The organism is Microbacterium nymphoidis, assembly GCF_021044885.1.
Lineage (GTDB): Bacteria > Actinomycetota > Actinomycetes > Actinomycetales > Microbacteriaceae > Microbacterium > Microbacterium nymphoidis.
The window spans coordinates 1,636,728-1,650,243 of sequence record NZ_JAJNOD010000001.1 but is presented as its reverse complement, the minus strand read 5'-3'; the positions used below and the strand labels follow the sequence as shown (position 1 = coordinate 1,650,243).

16 protein-coding genes are annotated in these 13,516 nt (G+C 69.7%); 8 read left to right on the top strand and 8 right to left on the bottom strand.

The genetic code is table 11. The features are described from left to right. The first annotated feature begins 205 nt into the window (after positions 1-205). Together LQ566_RS07655 and LQ566_RS07650 are read left to right on the top strand one after the other, a co-directional pair. The gene (locus LQ566_RS07655) at positions 206-793 is read left to right on the top strand and encodes a flavin reductase family protein (protein WP_231091017.1); all 588 of its coding nucleotides are present in this window, start codon (positions 206-208) and stop codon (positions 791-793) included. A 130-nt stretch (positions 794-923) separates the two neighbouring features. Further along, positions 924-1,730 (top strand): sulfite exporter TauE/SafE family protein, encoded by an 807-nt coding sequence (locus LQ566_RS07650; RefSeq protein WP_231091016.1) that lies wholly within the window; start codon positions 924-926, stop codon positions 1,728-1,730. A 19-nt stretch (positions 1,731-1,749) separates the two neighbouring features. Here LQ566_RS07650 and LQ566_RS07645 read toward each other — a convergent pair whose 3' ends face one another. Continuing rightward, entirely contained in the window at positions 1,750-3,348 is a 1,599-nt protein-coding gene (locus LQ566_RS07645; RefSeq protein ID WP_231091015.1) for an AMP-binding protein, read from the bottom strand. A 147-nt stretch (positions 3,349-3,495) separates the two neighbouring features. Here LQ566_RS07645 and LQ566_RS07640 point away from each other — a divergent pair, with 147 nt between their 5' ends. Further along, positions 3,496-4,119, top strand: a complete 624-nt coding sequence (locus LQ566_RS07640) for an HAD family hydrolase (RefSeq protein WP_231091014.1) — start codon at positions 3,496-3,498, stop codon at positions 4,117-4,119. Positions 4,120-4,124: 5 nt separating this feature from the next. Here the strand turns inward: LQ566_RS07640 and LQ566_RS07635 are convergent, their stop codons facing one another. Continuing rightward, positions 4,125-4,481 carry a hypothetical protein gene (locus LQ566_RS07635; RefSeq protein ID WP_231091013.1) on the bottom strand — a complete coding sequence of 119 codons (357 nt, stop codon included), beginning with the start codon at positions 4,479-4,481 and terminating at the stop codon, positions 4,125-4,127. A gap of 149 nt (positions 4,482-4,630) precedes the next feature. On the opposite strand from LQ566_RS07635, the gene LQ566_RS07630 reads away from it, so the two are divergent. Together LQ566_RS07630 and LQ566_RS07625 are read left to right on the top strand one after the other, a co-directional pair. Continuing rightward, on the top strand, positions 4,631-5,143 hold the full coding sequence (locus LQ566_RS07630) for a lipocalin family protein (protein ID WP_231091012.1): 513 nt from the start codon (positions 4,631-4,633) through the stop codon (positions 5,141-5,143). 75 nt (positions 5,144-5,218) lie between these two features. Then, entirely contained in the window at positions 5,219-6,238 is a 1,020-nt protein-coding gene (locus LQ566_RS07625) for a MerR family transcriptional regulator (protein ID WP_231091011.1), read from the top strand. Between the two features lie 8 nt (positions 6,239-6,246). Here LQ566_RS07625 and LQ566_RS07620 read toward each other — a convergent pair whose 3' ends face one another. Further along, positions 6,247-7,344: a sensor histidine kinase gene (locus LQ566_RS07620; protein WP_231091010.1), complete on the bottom strand. Its 1,098-nt coding sequence runs from the start codon at positions 7,342-7,344 to the stop codon at positions 6,247-6,249. Next, a complete protein-coding gene (locus tag LQ566_RS07615; RefSeq protein WP_231091009.1) occupies positions 7,341-8,006 on the bottom strand; it encodes a response regulator transcription factor in 666 nt (221 codons plus the stop codon). The genes LQ566_RS07620 and LQ566_RS07615 overlap by 4 nt, the downstream gene beginning before the upstream one ends. Positions 8,007-8,093: 87 nt before the next feature. Between LQ566_RS07615 and LQ566_RS07610 the strand changes: the two genes are divergently transcribed. Then, positions 8,094-8,705 (top strand): M15 family metallopeptidase, encoded by a 612-nt coding sequence (locus LQ566_RS07610; protein WP_231091008.1) that lies wholly within the window; start codon positions 8,094-8,096, stop codon positions 8,703-8,705. Here LQ566_RS07610 and LQ566_RS07605 read toward each other — a convergent pair whose 3' ends face one another. After that, positions 8,706-9,545, bottom strand: coding sequence for a universal stress protein (locus tag LQ566_RS07605; RefSeq protein ID WP_231091007.1), 840 nt, complete (start codon positions 9,543-9,545; stop codon positions 8,706-8,708). A gap of 282 nt (positions 9,546-9,827) precedes the next feature. On the opposite strand from LQ566_RS07605, the gene helR reads away from it, so the two are divergent. After that, positions 9,828-11,987 (top strand): RNA polymerase recycling motor ATPase HelR, encoded by a 2,160-nt coding sequence (gene helR / locus LQ566_RS07600; protein WP_231091006.1) that lies wholly within the window; start codon positions 9,828-9,830, stop codon positions 11,985-11,987. A 78-nt stretch (positions 11,988-12,065) separates the two neighbouring features. On the opposite strand, the gene LQ566_RS07595 is transcribed toward helR, so the two are convergent. The 3 genes from LQ566_RS07595 to LQ566_RS07585 form a co-directional block, all read right to left on the bottom strand. Beyond that, complete coding sequence (locus LQ566_RS07595) at positions 12,066-12,509, bottom strand: iron chaperone (RefSeq protein ID WP_231091005.1); 444 nt, start codon at positions 12,507-12,509, stop codon at positions 12,066-12,068. A gap of 150 nt (positions 12,510-12,659) precedes the next feature. Beyond that, entirely contained in the window at positions 12,660-12,839 is a 180-nt protein-coding gene (locus LQ566_RS07590; protein ID WP_231091004.1) for a hypothetical protein, read from the bottom strand. 1 nt (position 12,840) lies between these two features. Next, on the bottom strand, positions 12,841-13,068 hold the full coding sequence (locus tag LQ566_RS07585) for a hypothetical protein (RefSeq protein WP_231091003.1): 228 nt from the start codon (positions 13,066-13,068) through the stop codon (positions 12,841-12,843). A gap of 156 nt (positions 13,069-13,224) precedes the next feature. Between LQ566_RS07585 and LQ566_RS07580 the strand changes: the two genes are divergently transcribed. After that, a complete protein-coding gene (locus LQ566_RS07580) occupies positions 13,225-13,488 on the top strand; it encodes a DUF7218 family protein (protein ID WP_231091002.1) in 264 nt (87 codons plus the stop codon). The last annotated feature ends 28 nt before the right edge of the window (positions 13,489-13,516 follow it).

Here is a 13,516-nt window from a genome sequence, read left to right as displayed (position 1 = left end):
GCTGTCGTCCCCGCCGTCGCAGTCGTTCCTGGCATCGTCCCCGCCGTCCCTGTCGCCCCGGCGTGGCCGCGGGACGTTCCGAACGTGGGCGAGAACCGGCGCAACGCGGGCACTCTCGCCCGCAAAGGGAAGTCCCGCAGGGCTTCGTGACGGGAATTGACGATGGATCGATCCCGCGGGGTCCGGGCGGGGATACGGTCGAAGTATGAGTCCGGACTTTCCCGATCAGCTGCACGCGGACGCGCCCCATGTGGACGCCGAGGTGACGGCCGAGCTGTTCAAGCTCGCGTTTCGCGGGCACCCGGGTGGCGTCGCCGTCATCACGGCGGACGCCGGAGCGGGACCTGTGGCGCTGACGGCGACCTCGGTCGCATCGGTGAACGCCGACCCGCCGCTGCTCATGTTCTCCGTCACGACGCTCTCCTCCGCCACGAAGGTCATCGTCGAGGCCGACACCGTCGTGGTGCACCTCCTCGATGCCCAGGATCTGGAACTCGCCCAGATCGGCGCCACCAAGGGGATCGACCGCTTCGCCGACACCGAGTCGTGGACGCGTCTGTCCACCGGCGAGACCGTGTTCCACGGGGTGCGGGCGTGGCTGCGCTGCCAGATCATCGACACCATCGACGCCGACGGATCCACGGTGATCGCGGCACGGGTGCTGCAGGTGGGGATGAACCGCGACATCACCGCGGGCGACACCACGGATTCCCTCGCGTACGTCAACCGTCGCTGGCATCGTCTCGGCGACCACTCCGCCATCGACGCTCCCACCACGCGTCCCCCGGCGTAGCCGGAGTCCCGAAGCCGTTCATAGCGCGCAAATGGCTCCCATTCGGGGTGAATTCGAGCGATGTGCGCGCGATGAAAGCACGACCTCCGTCGCGACCGGGGGCCGTGCGAGACGGCGATAGGGTCGAGGGGTGCTGGGCGTCGAGGAACTGACCTGGGGAACCCTCATCCTCATCGTGCTCGCGGGCTTCGCCGCGGGCTGGATCGATGCGGTCGTGGGCGGAGGCGGGCTACTGCAGTTGCCCGCTCTGCTGCTCGTGCCCGGTCTCGCCCCGGTGCAGGCGCTGGCCACCAACAAGCTCGCCTCGATCTTCGGGACCACCACGAGCGCTGTCACCTTCTACCGGCGCGCGAAACCGGACCTGCGCACCGCACTGCCGATGGCCTTCGTCGCGCTGTGCGGATCGCTGGGCGGCGCCTTCGTCGCCACCGTGCTGCCATCGTCGGCGTTCAAGCCGATCATCATCATCGCCCTCATCGTGGTCGCGGTGATCACCGCCGTGCGCCCGCAGCTGGGCCGCGAGGCGGCGCTGCGTTTCCACGGCCACCGCCACTACGCGATCGCGATCGGCGTGGGCGCTGCGATCGGCTTCTATGACGGGATGATCGGCCCCGGCACGGGCAGCTTCCTCGTGATCGCTCTAGTGGGCCTGCTCGGCTATGACTTCCTGCAGGCGAGCGCGAAATCGAAGATCGTCAACGTCGCCACCAACCTCGGTGCGCTGCTGCTGTTCATCCCGCACGGATCGGTGATCTGGGCCCTGGGCATCGTGCTGGGCGTCGCCAACATGGCGGGAGGCTATCTGGGCTCACGGATGGCGATCGCCCGCGGTACCGGCTTCATCCGCGCGGCGTTCCTCATCGTCGTCTCGGTGCTGATCATCAAGCTCGGCTTCGACGTGTGGAACGAGAACGTCGCCCCGGCCCTGGCGGGCTGAGGCGACGTTCCGGGCCTGCTCAGGACGCGGCGGCTGCGCGCTCGCGAGCGCGCAGGTCCTTGCGCAGGATTTTGCCGGCGGACGACTTCGGCACCGCCTCGATGAACTCGACGCGGCGGACCTTCTTGTGCGGCGCGACGTGCTCGGCGACGAACGACATCACGTCCTCCGCGGTGAGACCCGAGTCCGGAGCCGCCACCACGAACGCCTTCGGGATCTCCTGGTGATCCTCATCGTCCACGCCGATCACCGCAGCGTCCATGATCTTCGGGTGCTGGAGCAACAGGGCCTCCAGCTCGGCGGGGGCGATCTGGTACCCCTTGTACTTGATGAGCTCCTTCAGGCGATCCACGATCGTGTAATAGCCGTCGCGGTGCGCCTTGGCGATGTCACCGGTGTGCAGGAAGCCGTCGGCGTCCAGCGTCTCCGCGGTGGCGTCGGGGCGGTTGAGGTAGCCGACCATGACGTTCGGGCCGCGCAGCCACATCTCACCGGGTTCGGTGAAGCCGTCCTCCCCGAACTCCGTGAGCTCCGCACCGGTCTCGGCGTCCACGAGCTTGCACTGCATGTTGGGAACGAGGCGGCCGATGGAGCTGATCGGGCTGATCTCGTCGTCGAAGCCGATCATGTGCGAGGCCGGGCTCATCTCGGTCATGCCGTAGCCCTGCCGGATCTTGGAGTTCACGCGCGTCGCGGCGAGCGTCGCGGTGTCGCCGTCCAGGGCCGCAGCGCCGGAGAACAGCATCCGGATGCTCGAGATGTCGTACTGGTCGACGATCGGGTGCTTCGCGAGCGCCACGGCGATGGGCGGTGCCACGAAGACGTAGGTGCACTGGTGCTTCTGGATCAGCTCGAGGAACTGGACGAGGTCGAACTTGGGCATCGGCACCAGCGCCGCGCGCTGGATGAGCGCCAGATTCAGCAGCACCGTCATGCCGTAGATGTGGAAGAACGGCAGCACGGCCAGCACGCGGTCCTCGGCGGACACATCGAGCAGGGTGTCCGCCTGCTGGACGTTGGCGACCAGATTCCGGTGCGTCAGCATCACGCCCTTGGGAAGTCCCGTGGTTCCCGACGAATACGGGAGCACCGCGATGTGGGTGGCGGGGTCGAAGGTGACGTCGGGGGCGGGTCGCTGCTCGACGAGCAGGTCGCGCAGGCTGGGGTGGCCGTCCGCGCCGTCCATGACGACGAGGTGGTCATCGTCGATGCCGTGTTCCGCGGCGGCAGCCTTCGCCTGGGCCAGGAAGGGGGAGATGGTGACGAGCCACGTGGCGCCGGCATCCCGCAGCTGGTGCGCGATCTCGTCCGCCGTGTACAGCGCGTTGACGGTGGTGACCGTGACACCTGCACGCAGCGCGCCGTGGAACACCGTGGCGAACGCCGGGATGTTCGGGCTCAGCAGGGCGAGGGTCGTGCCCACGCCCGCGCCGCGGGCCGCCAGCGCGCCGGCGAAGGCGTCGATCTGGCCGCGCAGTGCGCCATAGCTGGTCTCGGCGCCCGTGGCCGGGTCGATGAACGCGATGCGGGCGGCGTCCTCGTCGGTGAGGTCGGCGAAGAGATAGTCGTAGACGCTGACATCGGGAATGTCCACGTCGGGGAAGGTGCTCTCGAACACAGGGAACTCCATCGTTCAGGCGGCCTCGGTGCCGCTACCCAGGATTCAAGCACGTCAGGCGGCGGATTCGACCCGTCGGCGGCACGAAAATGTGCACGTTCATCCGTCCGATCGTCGGTGCGCCGGCGGGTCCACTAGGGTCGGGGAATGGTCGTGCGTGTGGTCTGCTGGGATTGGAACGGCACCCTGCTCGACGACGTGGACCGTTGCCTGGGGGCCATGAACCATGTGCTCGCGGCCTACGGGCTCGCGACGATCGCCGATGTCGAGGCGTATCGGGCGAGCTTCGGCTTCCCCGTCGCCGACTTCTACGCGCGCCAGGGCATCACCCCCGCGCAGTTCCGTGATGCTGCCGATCTGTATCTCCGTGTGCTCGACTCCTCGGCGCGCACGGCGCAGCTGCGACCGGACGCGCGCGAGACCATGCGGCTGCTGGATGAGCGCGGGGTCCGCCAGGTGCTGGCGTCGGCCACGCTGTCCGATCTCCTCCACGAGCAGCTGCGGCCCTTCGAACTGGCCGATCGGTTCGAGGCGGTGCTCAGCATCACCGACCCGTACGCCGCGTCCAAGCACGACGTCATCGCCGCGTGGGTGGATCGAGCCGGGGTGGATCCGGCGGACATGCTGATGGTGGGCGACACGAATCACGATCGCGACATCGCTCACGCGCTCGGCGCGCGCTTCGTGCACTTCGGCGGCGGACATCAGCATCTCGCCGATGCCCAGGCGGACCGCATCGGCGAGTTGCGGAGTCTTCTCGATCTGCTCTGAGCCGGCTAGGACGACAGCCGCAGGCCGAGGTGACCGGGCGGGGCCTCGGCGGCGCGAACGGCGGTGGCGTCGTCGATGAGCTGGCGGTTGCGGAGATCCGCGATGGCGCGGAGGAGATCCTCACGGATGGCGGCGAGACGCTGCGCCGGAAGAGCTGCCAGCCGCGTCGCGAGGGCGGTGGGCCGGCGCCTCGTGCTGAGCCAGCGCCGGTGGCGCTGCGGGTGCGGATCGCTGTCGAGGCAGTCCAGCACCTCGGGTTCGGCGTGGAATGCTGCGGCCTCGATCCGGCGCCAGTCGTCGGGTTCGAGCCGGCGCAGCCCACGCGCCAGTGTGGTCGCCGGTCCCACGTGCTCCATCGACATGCCGGGGAGCGTAGCGGGTGTGAGAGTCCGTGGGATGAACGATGCACGAACCTGACGGTGGGGTGGGAGTGGGGCGCAACGCTGTCGCGTCTTGTGCACGTGCACGATGCACGACCTAGGCTCGGACAACGAAGACGTGAGGAGTGATCATGGCGGAGAAGATCGACGTGACGGCCGTGGATGCGGTGGATCTGGTTCGGTATGCGGGGCTCTGGTACGAGATCGGCAGGCTCCCGCTGCTGCAGGAGCCCACCGATGGTGCGGACGTCACGGCGGAGTACACCCTGCAGGACGACGGCACGGTCCGGGTGGACAACCGCTCCTTCGACGGCGATGCCCGTCCGCGCCAGGCCGTCGGGGTCGCGCGGCCGACCGGCGGCGCGTTCAGCCGTCTCAAGGTCTCGTTCCTGCCGCAGGCGCTGCGGTGGATCCCCTTCACGGAGGGTGATTACTGGGTGCTGAAGCTCGACCCCGACTACACCGTCGCGCTGGTGGGCACGCCCGATCGCAAGCACCTGTGGCTGCTCTCGCGCACGCCGCGGCTCTCCGGCGAGGTGGAGTCGGAGTTCCTCATGGAGGCGCAGCGGCAGGGCTTCGACCTGTCGGGATGGATCCACACGCTGCAGACCGGCGGACGCGTCACCGACGACATGGTCGAATGAGCTTGCGTCTGCCCCTGGGGCAGGGCTGATCCTCGTGTTTCGGCGGTCTTTCGCCGACGCGATGAGGAAGAGGACATGGCGCGATTCACGATCGGCGAGTTCGCCGCACTGACCGGGCTCACCCCGAAGGCGCTGCGGATCTACGACCGGCTCGACCTGCTCGCCCCCGTGGCGGTCGATCCGCTCACGGGGTACCGCAGCTATGCGCCGGAGCAGGTGGAGCGGGCACGGCTGGTGGCGGCGCTGCGCCGTGTCGGCGTCCCGCTGGCACGCATCCGCACCATCACCGATCTGCCCGCGGCCGCAGCCGCCGCCGAGCTGACGTCGTACTGGCGCCAGACCGAGGCGGACCTGCGGTCGCGGCGCGTCGTCGTCCACGAACTCATCGCTGACCTTCGCAGACAGGAGATCGAGATGATGACGACGACGACGCCCGAGGTGCAGGCGGAGACCCTGCTGCTGCAGGGATCCCGAGCCGACCAGGCCGATGCGGTGATGGCGGGGGACGAGGTCTGGGCCGTGGCGGACGGTTTCGGGCCGGCCGGCGCGGCGGCCGCACGCCGCGCGGTCGGAGCCGTTCGATCCGCCGGGCACCGGGCTGATGCGCTGGAGGCGGCTTTCGCAGCCGCGGCGGCTGACAGCGGCGACGCGGAGAGCGGCTGCACCCTGACGGTGATGGCGCTCGCGGGTGACGTGGTCACGATCGCGCACCTCGGCGACTCGCGGGCCTGGCTGATGCGTGAGGGCGTGCTGCGTCAGCTGACCTTCGATCATTCGGAGGTGGCGGCGCTGGTGGAAGAGGGGCGGCTGAGCGATGAGGAGGCGCGGCTCCATCCGCGGCGGGCCGTCCTCAATCGGGCCGTCTCCGCAGCGCTGGATTCGGAGCCGGACATCACCGGCGTCCGCGTGGTGCGCGGCGACCGGCTGCTGCTGACGACCGACGGCGTGCACGCCACGCTGCCCACGGTGCGCATCGAGGAGATCCTGGCCGCAGGGACCAGCGTGGTCGCCGCACGGGACGATCTTGCCGCAGCGATCCAGGACGCCGGCGCTCCCGACAACGCGGCCGCGGTCATCATCGAGATCCGCGACTGAGCCCCGGGTCAGGACGGCAGGGAGACCTCCACGTAGAGTCCGCCGCCGGGGCGCGGATACAGCTGGAGCGAGCCGCCGTGCGCACGCACGATGGAGGCCGTGATGGCCAGCCCCAGCCCGACCCCGGCGGTGTCGCCCTCCGCGCGACGTGCGGTGCGCTCACCGCGCGCGAACGGCTCCGTGAACGTCGCCACGGCATCGGCGTCGAGCTCCGCCCCGGTGTTCTCCACGGTGAGCACCGAACGGGCGCCGGGACGGGTCTCCGTGCAGACCCACACCGTCGGTTCCACCGTGCCGCTGTACGCGATCGCGTTGCCCACGAGATTGGCCGCGAGGCGCACCAGCAGCACCGGGTCCCCGATCACGGGGGCCGGGTCGCAGCGTTCGATCAGGGTGACCCCGCGCTTCTCGGCCAGGGGCAGCGCGGATTCCAGCGCCTCCTCGGCCGCCAGCGACAGATCCGCGGGCACACGGGTGACGGCCGTGTTGTCGACGCGGGAGAGCAGCAGCAGCGCTTCGATCGTGGCGGATGCGCGATCGTTGATGCTCGCCAGGCGCTGGATCAGCTGCTCGGTGTCCGCCTGCGGATCTGTGGCCGCCACCTCCAGCATCGTCCGCGTCACCGCCAGGGGCGTTCGCAGCTCGTGGGACGCGTTCGCCGCGAACCGGCGCTGTTCGTTGAGCCGGCCCTCCACCTGCGCCACCATGTCGTCGAAGACGTCGGCCAGGTCGTGCAGCTCGTCGCCCGCGCCGGGCATCGCGATGCGGTGCGACAGCGAGCCCTGGCTCACCAGCCGGGCGGCGTCGGTGATGGCGTGGACGGGGCGGAGCACGCGTCCGGCGAGGAACCATCCGCCGATGAAGCCGGCGAGCACGACGATCGCATACGCCAGTGTGGCGCGGGGCAGGAAGGCGTTGAGAAGATCCTGCTGATTGGGGATCCATCCCCGGTTCGCATCGTTCAGTGGACCCGTCGGCACGTACCGCACGGCGTATGCCAGAGCGACCGCCCAGATCACCCCGCCGGCGAGGGCGGCCACGCCCGCGTAGGTGAGCGTGAGCTTCATGCGGATGGACAGGCCGCGGGGGCGGTACGGGGCGTTCATGCGTTCTCGCCGAAGCGGTACCCCACACCCGGCACGGTGTGGATGAGCCCGGGCTCGCCCAGGCGCTTGCGTAGCGCCGAGATCGTGATGCGCACCGCGTTGGTGAACGGGTCGGCGTTCTCGTCCCAGGCGCGTGCGAGCAGATCCTCCGCGCTCACCACCCCGCCCTCGGCGCTCATCAGGACCTCCAGTACGGCGAACTGCTTGCGTGTGAGGGGGATGTAGCGCCCGTCGCGATAGACCTCGCGCCGGAACGTGTCCAGGCGCAGCCCCGCTGCCTCGTGGACGGGCGGCAGGGTGGCGCGAGGCCGGCGGGCGAGTGCCCGCAGGCGCAGCACCAGCTCGCGCAGGACGAACGGCTTGGTGAGGTAATCGTCGGCGCCCAGTTCGAAGCCGCTCTCCTTGTCATCCAGCCGGTCAGCCGCCGTTGCCATCAGGATCCGCGTCCCGGCGCTCGAAGCGATGATCTGGCGGGCGATCTCGTCGCCCGACGGCCCCGGGATGTCACGGTCGAGTACCACTGCGTCGTAGGCGTTGATCGCCAGCAGCTCCAGCGCCGCGTCGCCGTCGAGGGCGAGGTCCGCAGCGATCGCCTCCAGGCGCAGGCCGTCGCGAATGGCCTCGGCCAGGAACGGCTCGTCCTCCACGATCAGTACTCGCATGCTCCGAGCCTACGGACCCGGGCATATCGCGGGCGTATCGATTTCGGCATACGCCCTCGCAACACGCGCCCGCGTGGAATGACCACTATGAACCGCACCCAGACACGCCCCCCGTTCCTGCTCCGCCTCGCCCTCGTGGCGCTCGTGCTCACGCTGATCACCTGCGTGGTGGCTGCGGCGGTGTCACAGGCGCTGTCCCCGCGCCCGCAGGTGGCGGGGCAGGTCGAGCCGGCCGGTGAGATCGGGGAGGCCGACGGAATGGTGCCGGACGGTGAGCCGCTGGACCCGGACGGATCGGAGGCCGCGATCGCCGGTCTGAACCGGGAGCTGCTGGCGGCGCTGCGGGAGGCAGCGAAGGCCGCGGAGTCCGACGGCATCGACCTCCGCGTCACGAGTGGGTGGCGCACCGAGCGGTATCAGCAGAAGCTGCTGGACGACGCCGTGGCGGACTACGGCAGCCTCGAGGAGGCGGCACGCTGGGTCGCGACGCCGACCACGTCCGCGCACGTCCGGGGGGAGGCGGTGGACGTCGGGTTCACCGACGCCTACTACTGGCTCATGCAGTACGGAGCGCGCTGGGGTCTGTGCAACGTGTACAACAACGAGCCCTGGCACTTCGAGCTCACCGGAACGGACGAGTCGGGCGCCTGCCCGGTGCCCTACGCGGATCCCACCGAGGACCCCCGGCTGCAGGGCTGATCAGCGGACGACGGCGACGACGGACGTGGGGCGCGCGAGCACCTCGGTGCTGACCGATCCGAGCAGGAAACGGGCGATCGCGCCGCGACCGTGGCTTCCCACCACCGCGAGACGAGCCGTGCGTGCGTGGCTGAGGATGACGGTCGAGGGGAATCCCGCCTCGACCTCCACTCGCACGTCCAGCTCCGGGTGCGCGTCCCGGATCCCCGCGACGGCCGCCGTGACGGTCTCCTCCGTGAGGGTCTGCAACGACGCCTTGTACTCGCTGGTGATGAGCACGGGGCTGGAGACCGCCTGCAGCGGGGTCCACACGCCCAGGGCGATCAGCGGCTCGCCGAGACGAAGGGCCTCACCGGCGGCGAACGCGATCGCCGCCTCGGAGATCGAGGATCCGTCGACGCCCACCACCACACCCGAGCGCTCCCGCTCGACGATCTCGGCGACCACGACCACGGGGCAGGCGGCCCCCGCCGTGATGCGCGAGCCGTGCTCGCCGCGAGCCCGCTGGTCGTCAGCCAGCCGGTCGCTGCCGATCACGAGCAGAGCGGCGTCCTTCGAGCGCTCCAGCAGCACCCGCACGGGGTCGCCGCTGATCGCCTCCGTGGCGATCGACAGTCCCGCCTCGCGCCGAGGGCGCACGATCTCCATCAGCCGCTGCTCGGTCTGGAACTCACGTTCGTCGCGCGCGGCCCGATCTCCCACGCTTCCGGTGGCGCCGCCGACGACGGAGATGACGTGGAGCTCCTGGCCCAGCGCTGCAGCACGGTCGGCTGCCCAGTCGAAGGCCCGCAGGCCCGCGTCGCTGTCGGTGATCCCCATGAGGATGGTGTTGCTGCCCATGATTCCCGTCCCTTCATGACGAGCCTCTCGCATCGGCTGACGGGGGACGATGCCCCGAGCCGTGAATATGGACGAGAGTCGCTCACGGATGGACACCGGCTTCGACAGACGACGAACGGGAGGTGTTGGAACCTCCCGCTACATCCAGGATACGTCAGGGAGGGGGCCTTGCCGCAAGGGCCCCTGCGGGGTGCACAATAGGGGACTCTGCGCCGACGCGGACACGGTGCGCACCCGTTCGGCACCGCGTCCGCCGGCTCGTGTGAAACCGGAGTTGATGCCTTGTCCCATTCCCCGTTCGCCCTGCCCGACTCCCTCTCCTTCAAGAACACCCCCGCTCTCATCGGACCCGATGAGCAGCGCTTCGCCGAGATCGCCGCGGCGATCGACGACCAGCTCCTCGACACCGCGCGCCGCCTGGCGGATGCCTCCCGCGGCGGCGGGAGCAACAATCAGGAGCGCCTCGACCGCGACTTCGCCGTGCGCCGTCTCGGCGCGCGGCTGCGCATGCTCCAGCGCTTCGGGGTGGACCTCTGTCTCGGGCGGATGACACCGGCCGATGGGTCCGAGCCCGTCTGGATCGGGCGCCTGGGCCTCGCCGACGCCGACGGTAAGCGTCTCCTCATCGACTGGCGCACCCCCGCCGCCGAGCCGTTCTTCGGCGCCACGCACCTCGACCCCATGGGACTGGCCAGCCGTCGACGCTATCGATGGACCAGTGGCCGGATCACCGACTACTGGGATGAGGGCTTCACCCCCGACGCGCTCACGGATGCGGCGGCGCTCGACGATCAGTCAGCCTTCATCGCCAGCCTCGGCACGAGCCGTTCGGCGCGTATGCGCGACGTCCTCGGAACCATCCAGGCCGATCAGGACGCGATCATCCGCGACGAGTCCCATGGCGCGCTCGTGGTGGACGGCGGCCCCGGAACCGGCAAGACCGTGGTTGCCCTGCACCGCGCCGCGTACCTGTTGTACGCCGATCCCCGCCTGGACGAGCGACGCGGCGGCGTGCTGTTCATCGGCCCGCACCAGCCCTATCTGGCCTACGTGGAAGACGTCCTGCCGAGCCTCGGGGAAGAGGGGGTCCGCATCGGAACGCTGGACGACCTCGTTCCGGAGTCGGCGGATGCGATCCCTGAAGCCGATCCGCGCGTGCGGGCGCTGAAGCAGTCGCTGCCCCTGGTGGGCGCGGTGGAGGACGCCGTTCGCTTCTTCGAGCAGGTCCCCGCGCAGGACACCGTGATCGAGACCGAGTGGGCCGACATGCGCATCACCCCCGCCGACTGGGAGCGCGCGATGCAGGCCGTCGAGTACGGGGAGGTGCACAACGAAGCCCGTGGCGCGGTGTGGGAGGAGGTGCTGCGCATCCTGGTGAATCGCTACGGCGAGGATGCCGCCAATGCCCGGTACCTCCGCCGTGCTCTGGAGCGCGACGACGAGCTGGCCACGGCGTTCGATGCCGTGTGGCCCATCCTCGAAGCCGGCGACGTGCTGGCACGGCTGTTCTCCGATCCGGTCGCGCTCGCGGCCGTGGCGCCGTCGCTGTCCGCGGACGAGGTGGCGCTGCTGCAGCGGGATGATCCGCGGGCGTGGACCGATGCGGATCTTCCGCTGCTGGACGCGGCCCGTCTGCGGGTGGGGGATCCGGGCCGGTTCGCAGCACAGCGCGAACGTGACGCGGCGGAGGCCGTCGAACGTCGCTATCGAGCCGAGATCGTGGAGTACCTCGTGGACGCCGACGATGACGGCGAGGGCGCGATCATGATGCTGCGCGGTGAGGACAGCGCGGCCCTCCGCGAGAAGCTGGTGGACTGGGACGCGCTGCCCGGTCTTGCGCGCGACGAGGTGTCCCGGCAGTTCGCGCACATCGTGGTGGACGAGGCGCAGGAGCTCACCGACGCCCAGTGGGCGATGCTGCTGCGCCGCGACCCCTCACGCAGCTTCACGGTGGTGGGCGATCGTGCGCAGGCGCGCGCCGGGTTCACGGAGTCCTGGCGCGAGCGGCTGGAGCGCGTGGGCATCCGCGATGTGCGCGAGCGTGGGCTGACGGTCAACTACCGCACCCCCGCCGAGGTCATGGCCGCGGCCGCACCGGTGATCCGCGCGGTGCTTCCGGATGCGAACGTGCCCACGTCGGTGCGGGAATCCGGCATCCCGGTACGCCACGGCTTGGTGTCTGAGCGCGATGACGTGCTGCGGGCGTGGCTGGACACTCATCCGCAGGGGCTCGCCGCCGTGATCGCCGACGACTCGTTTGCCTCGTCCGCCTTCGCGTCGCACGAGCGGGTCCGCTTCCTCACACCGGTGACGGCCAAGGGGCTGGAGTTCGACCTGGTGGTCATCATGCGACCCGACGCCTTCGGCGACGGCGTCACTGGCGCCGTCGACCTCTACGTCGCGATGACCCGCCCCACGCAGGAGCTTGTGCTCCTGTCGTAGCCCCTCACCCGTTTCATTGCGCGCAAAACGCTCCTATTCCCCGTGAATAGGAGCGTTTTGCGCGCAATGAAACGGATGTCAGGAGACAGCTCGGGTGACCAGCGCGGCGATGCGCTCCTCGTCGGCGGCCGAGATGTCGGTGATGGCGTAGACGATGGGCCACATCGTTCCCTCATCGAGCGCGGCGGCGTTCTCGAAGCCGAGGGAGTTGTAGTGGTCGCGGAACTTGCTCGCGTTCTTGAACCAGCAGATGACCTTGCCGTCGAGCGCATACGCCGGCATCCCGTACCACGTGCGAGGCTGCAGCTGCGGGGCCGTGGCGAGCACGACGGCATGCACCCGCTCTGCCACGGCGCGCTCGTCATCGGGCAGCTTGGCGATCGCATCGAGCACGTCCTGCAGCTCGGCAGCGGCCTTGTCCTCGGCGGCGGCGCGCTTCTGCTCCGCTCGGAGCTCGGCTGCGCGTGCCTTCACGGCGGCGCGTTCGGTGGCGGTCATGCGTCCTGCGCTGGTGTCGCTCATGGCTTTCCCTTTCGTCTGACGCCACGTTACAAGTGCTCCACCCCGGTGCGCTTCTCCGAATCTGCCCGCTCCTCAGCCGGCCCGACTCCGGTGGGAGATCGAAAACGCACCCCGGAACGCGATCCGGGGTGCGTTTTCGATCTTTCCGGTTCAGTCGTCGTCGCCCTCGGCTTGCGAGGGGTGGCCGGCGGGGCGCGGATCGGCGGAATCACCGTCCCGGTCTGAATCCTCACCCTCGGCCTGGCTGGGGTGCCCGGCCGCGGCATCGTCGAACAAGGCCGGCTCCAGGATTCCGGCGTGTTCGCGTGGCTCGTCAGCTGCGGTGTCCATGTCAGTCCTCTCCTTCTGCTCCGGCGCCGAAACCCACGCCGGGAGCACTCTCCACGTCGTCGGGGAAGCCCGTCGGACGTTCGTCATCGGGGAAGCCGGGATCCGGATCATCGTCGATCCCGCGCTCGTCGGCATCAGCGGGCTCGGGGGCGATGGTCGGATCGGGGCTGAGGAAGTCCGCGTCGTCCGCGGACGGGGCGACGCGATCGGGGCCTGGGATATCGGTCATGCTGCACCTCCGTTCGCCGGGTGCGACCCGTGTGTATTTTGCACCCGGTCTCTCCACGTTACGCCGCTGAATCGCAGGCCGACACCCCCCTCGCGAAGCCCGGGCGAGCGCGAGACGGTGGAAGGTCAGTGGATCCCGCGAGAGAACGGAGAGGACATGCCTCAGCGCAACTCATCGATCAAGGACGAGAAGGTCTACCGCGCCCTGCGGCGTGGGGGCGCATCGGAACAGAAGGCGGCACGGATCGCCAACGCGTCCGCGCGCGATGGCCGATCCGCCGTGGGGCGACGCGGCGGCGACGCCGAGCCGTACGACGAATGGACCGTTCCCGAGCTGCGCAAGCGAGCCAAGGAACTCGGCATCTCGGGCTACTCGGGAAAGCGCAAGGGCGAGCTCATCAGTATGCTGCGCAACTCGTAGCGACGTCCGGCGACGGCCCGGATGACGG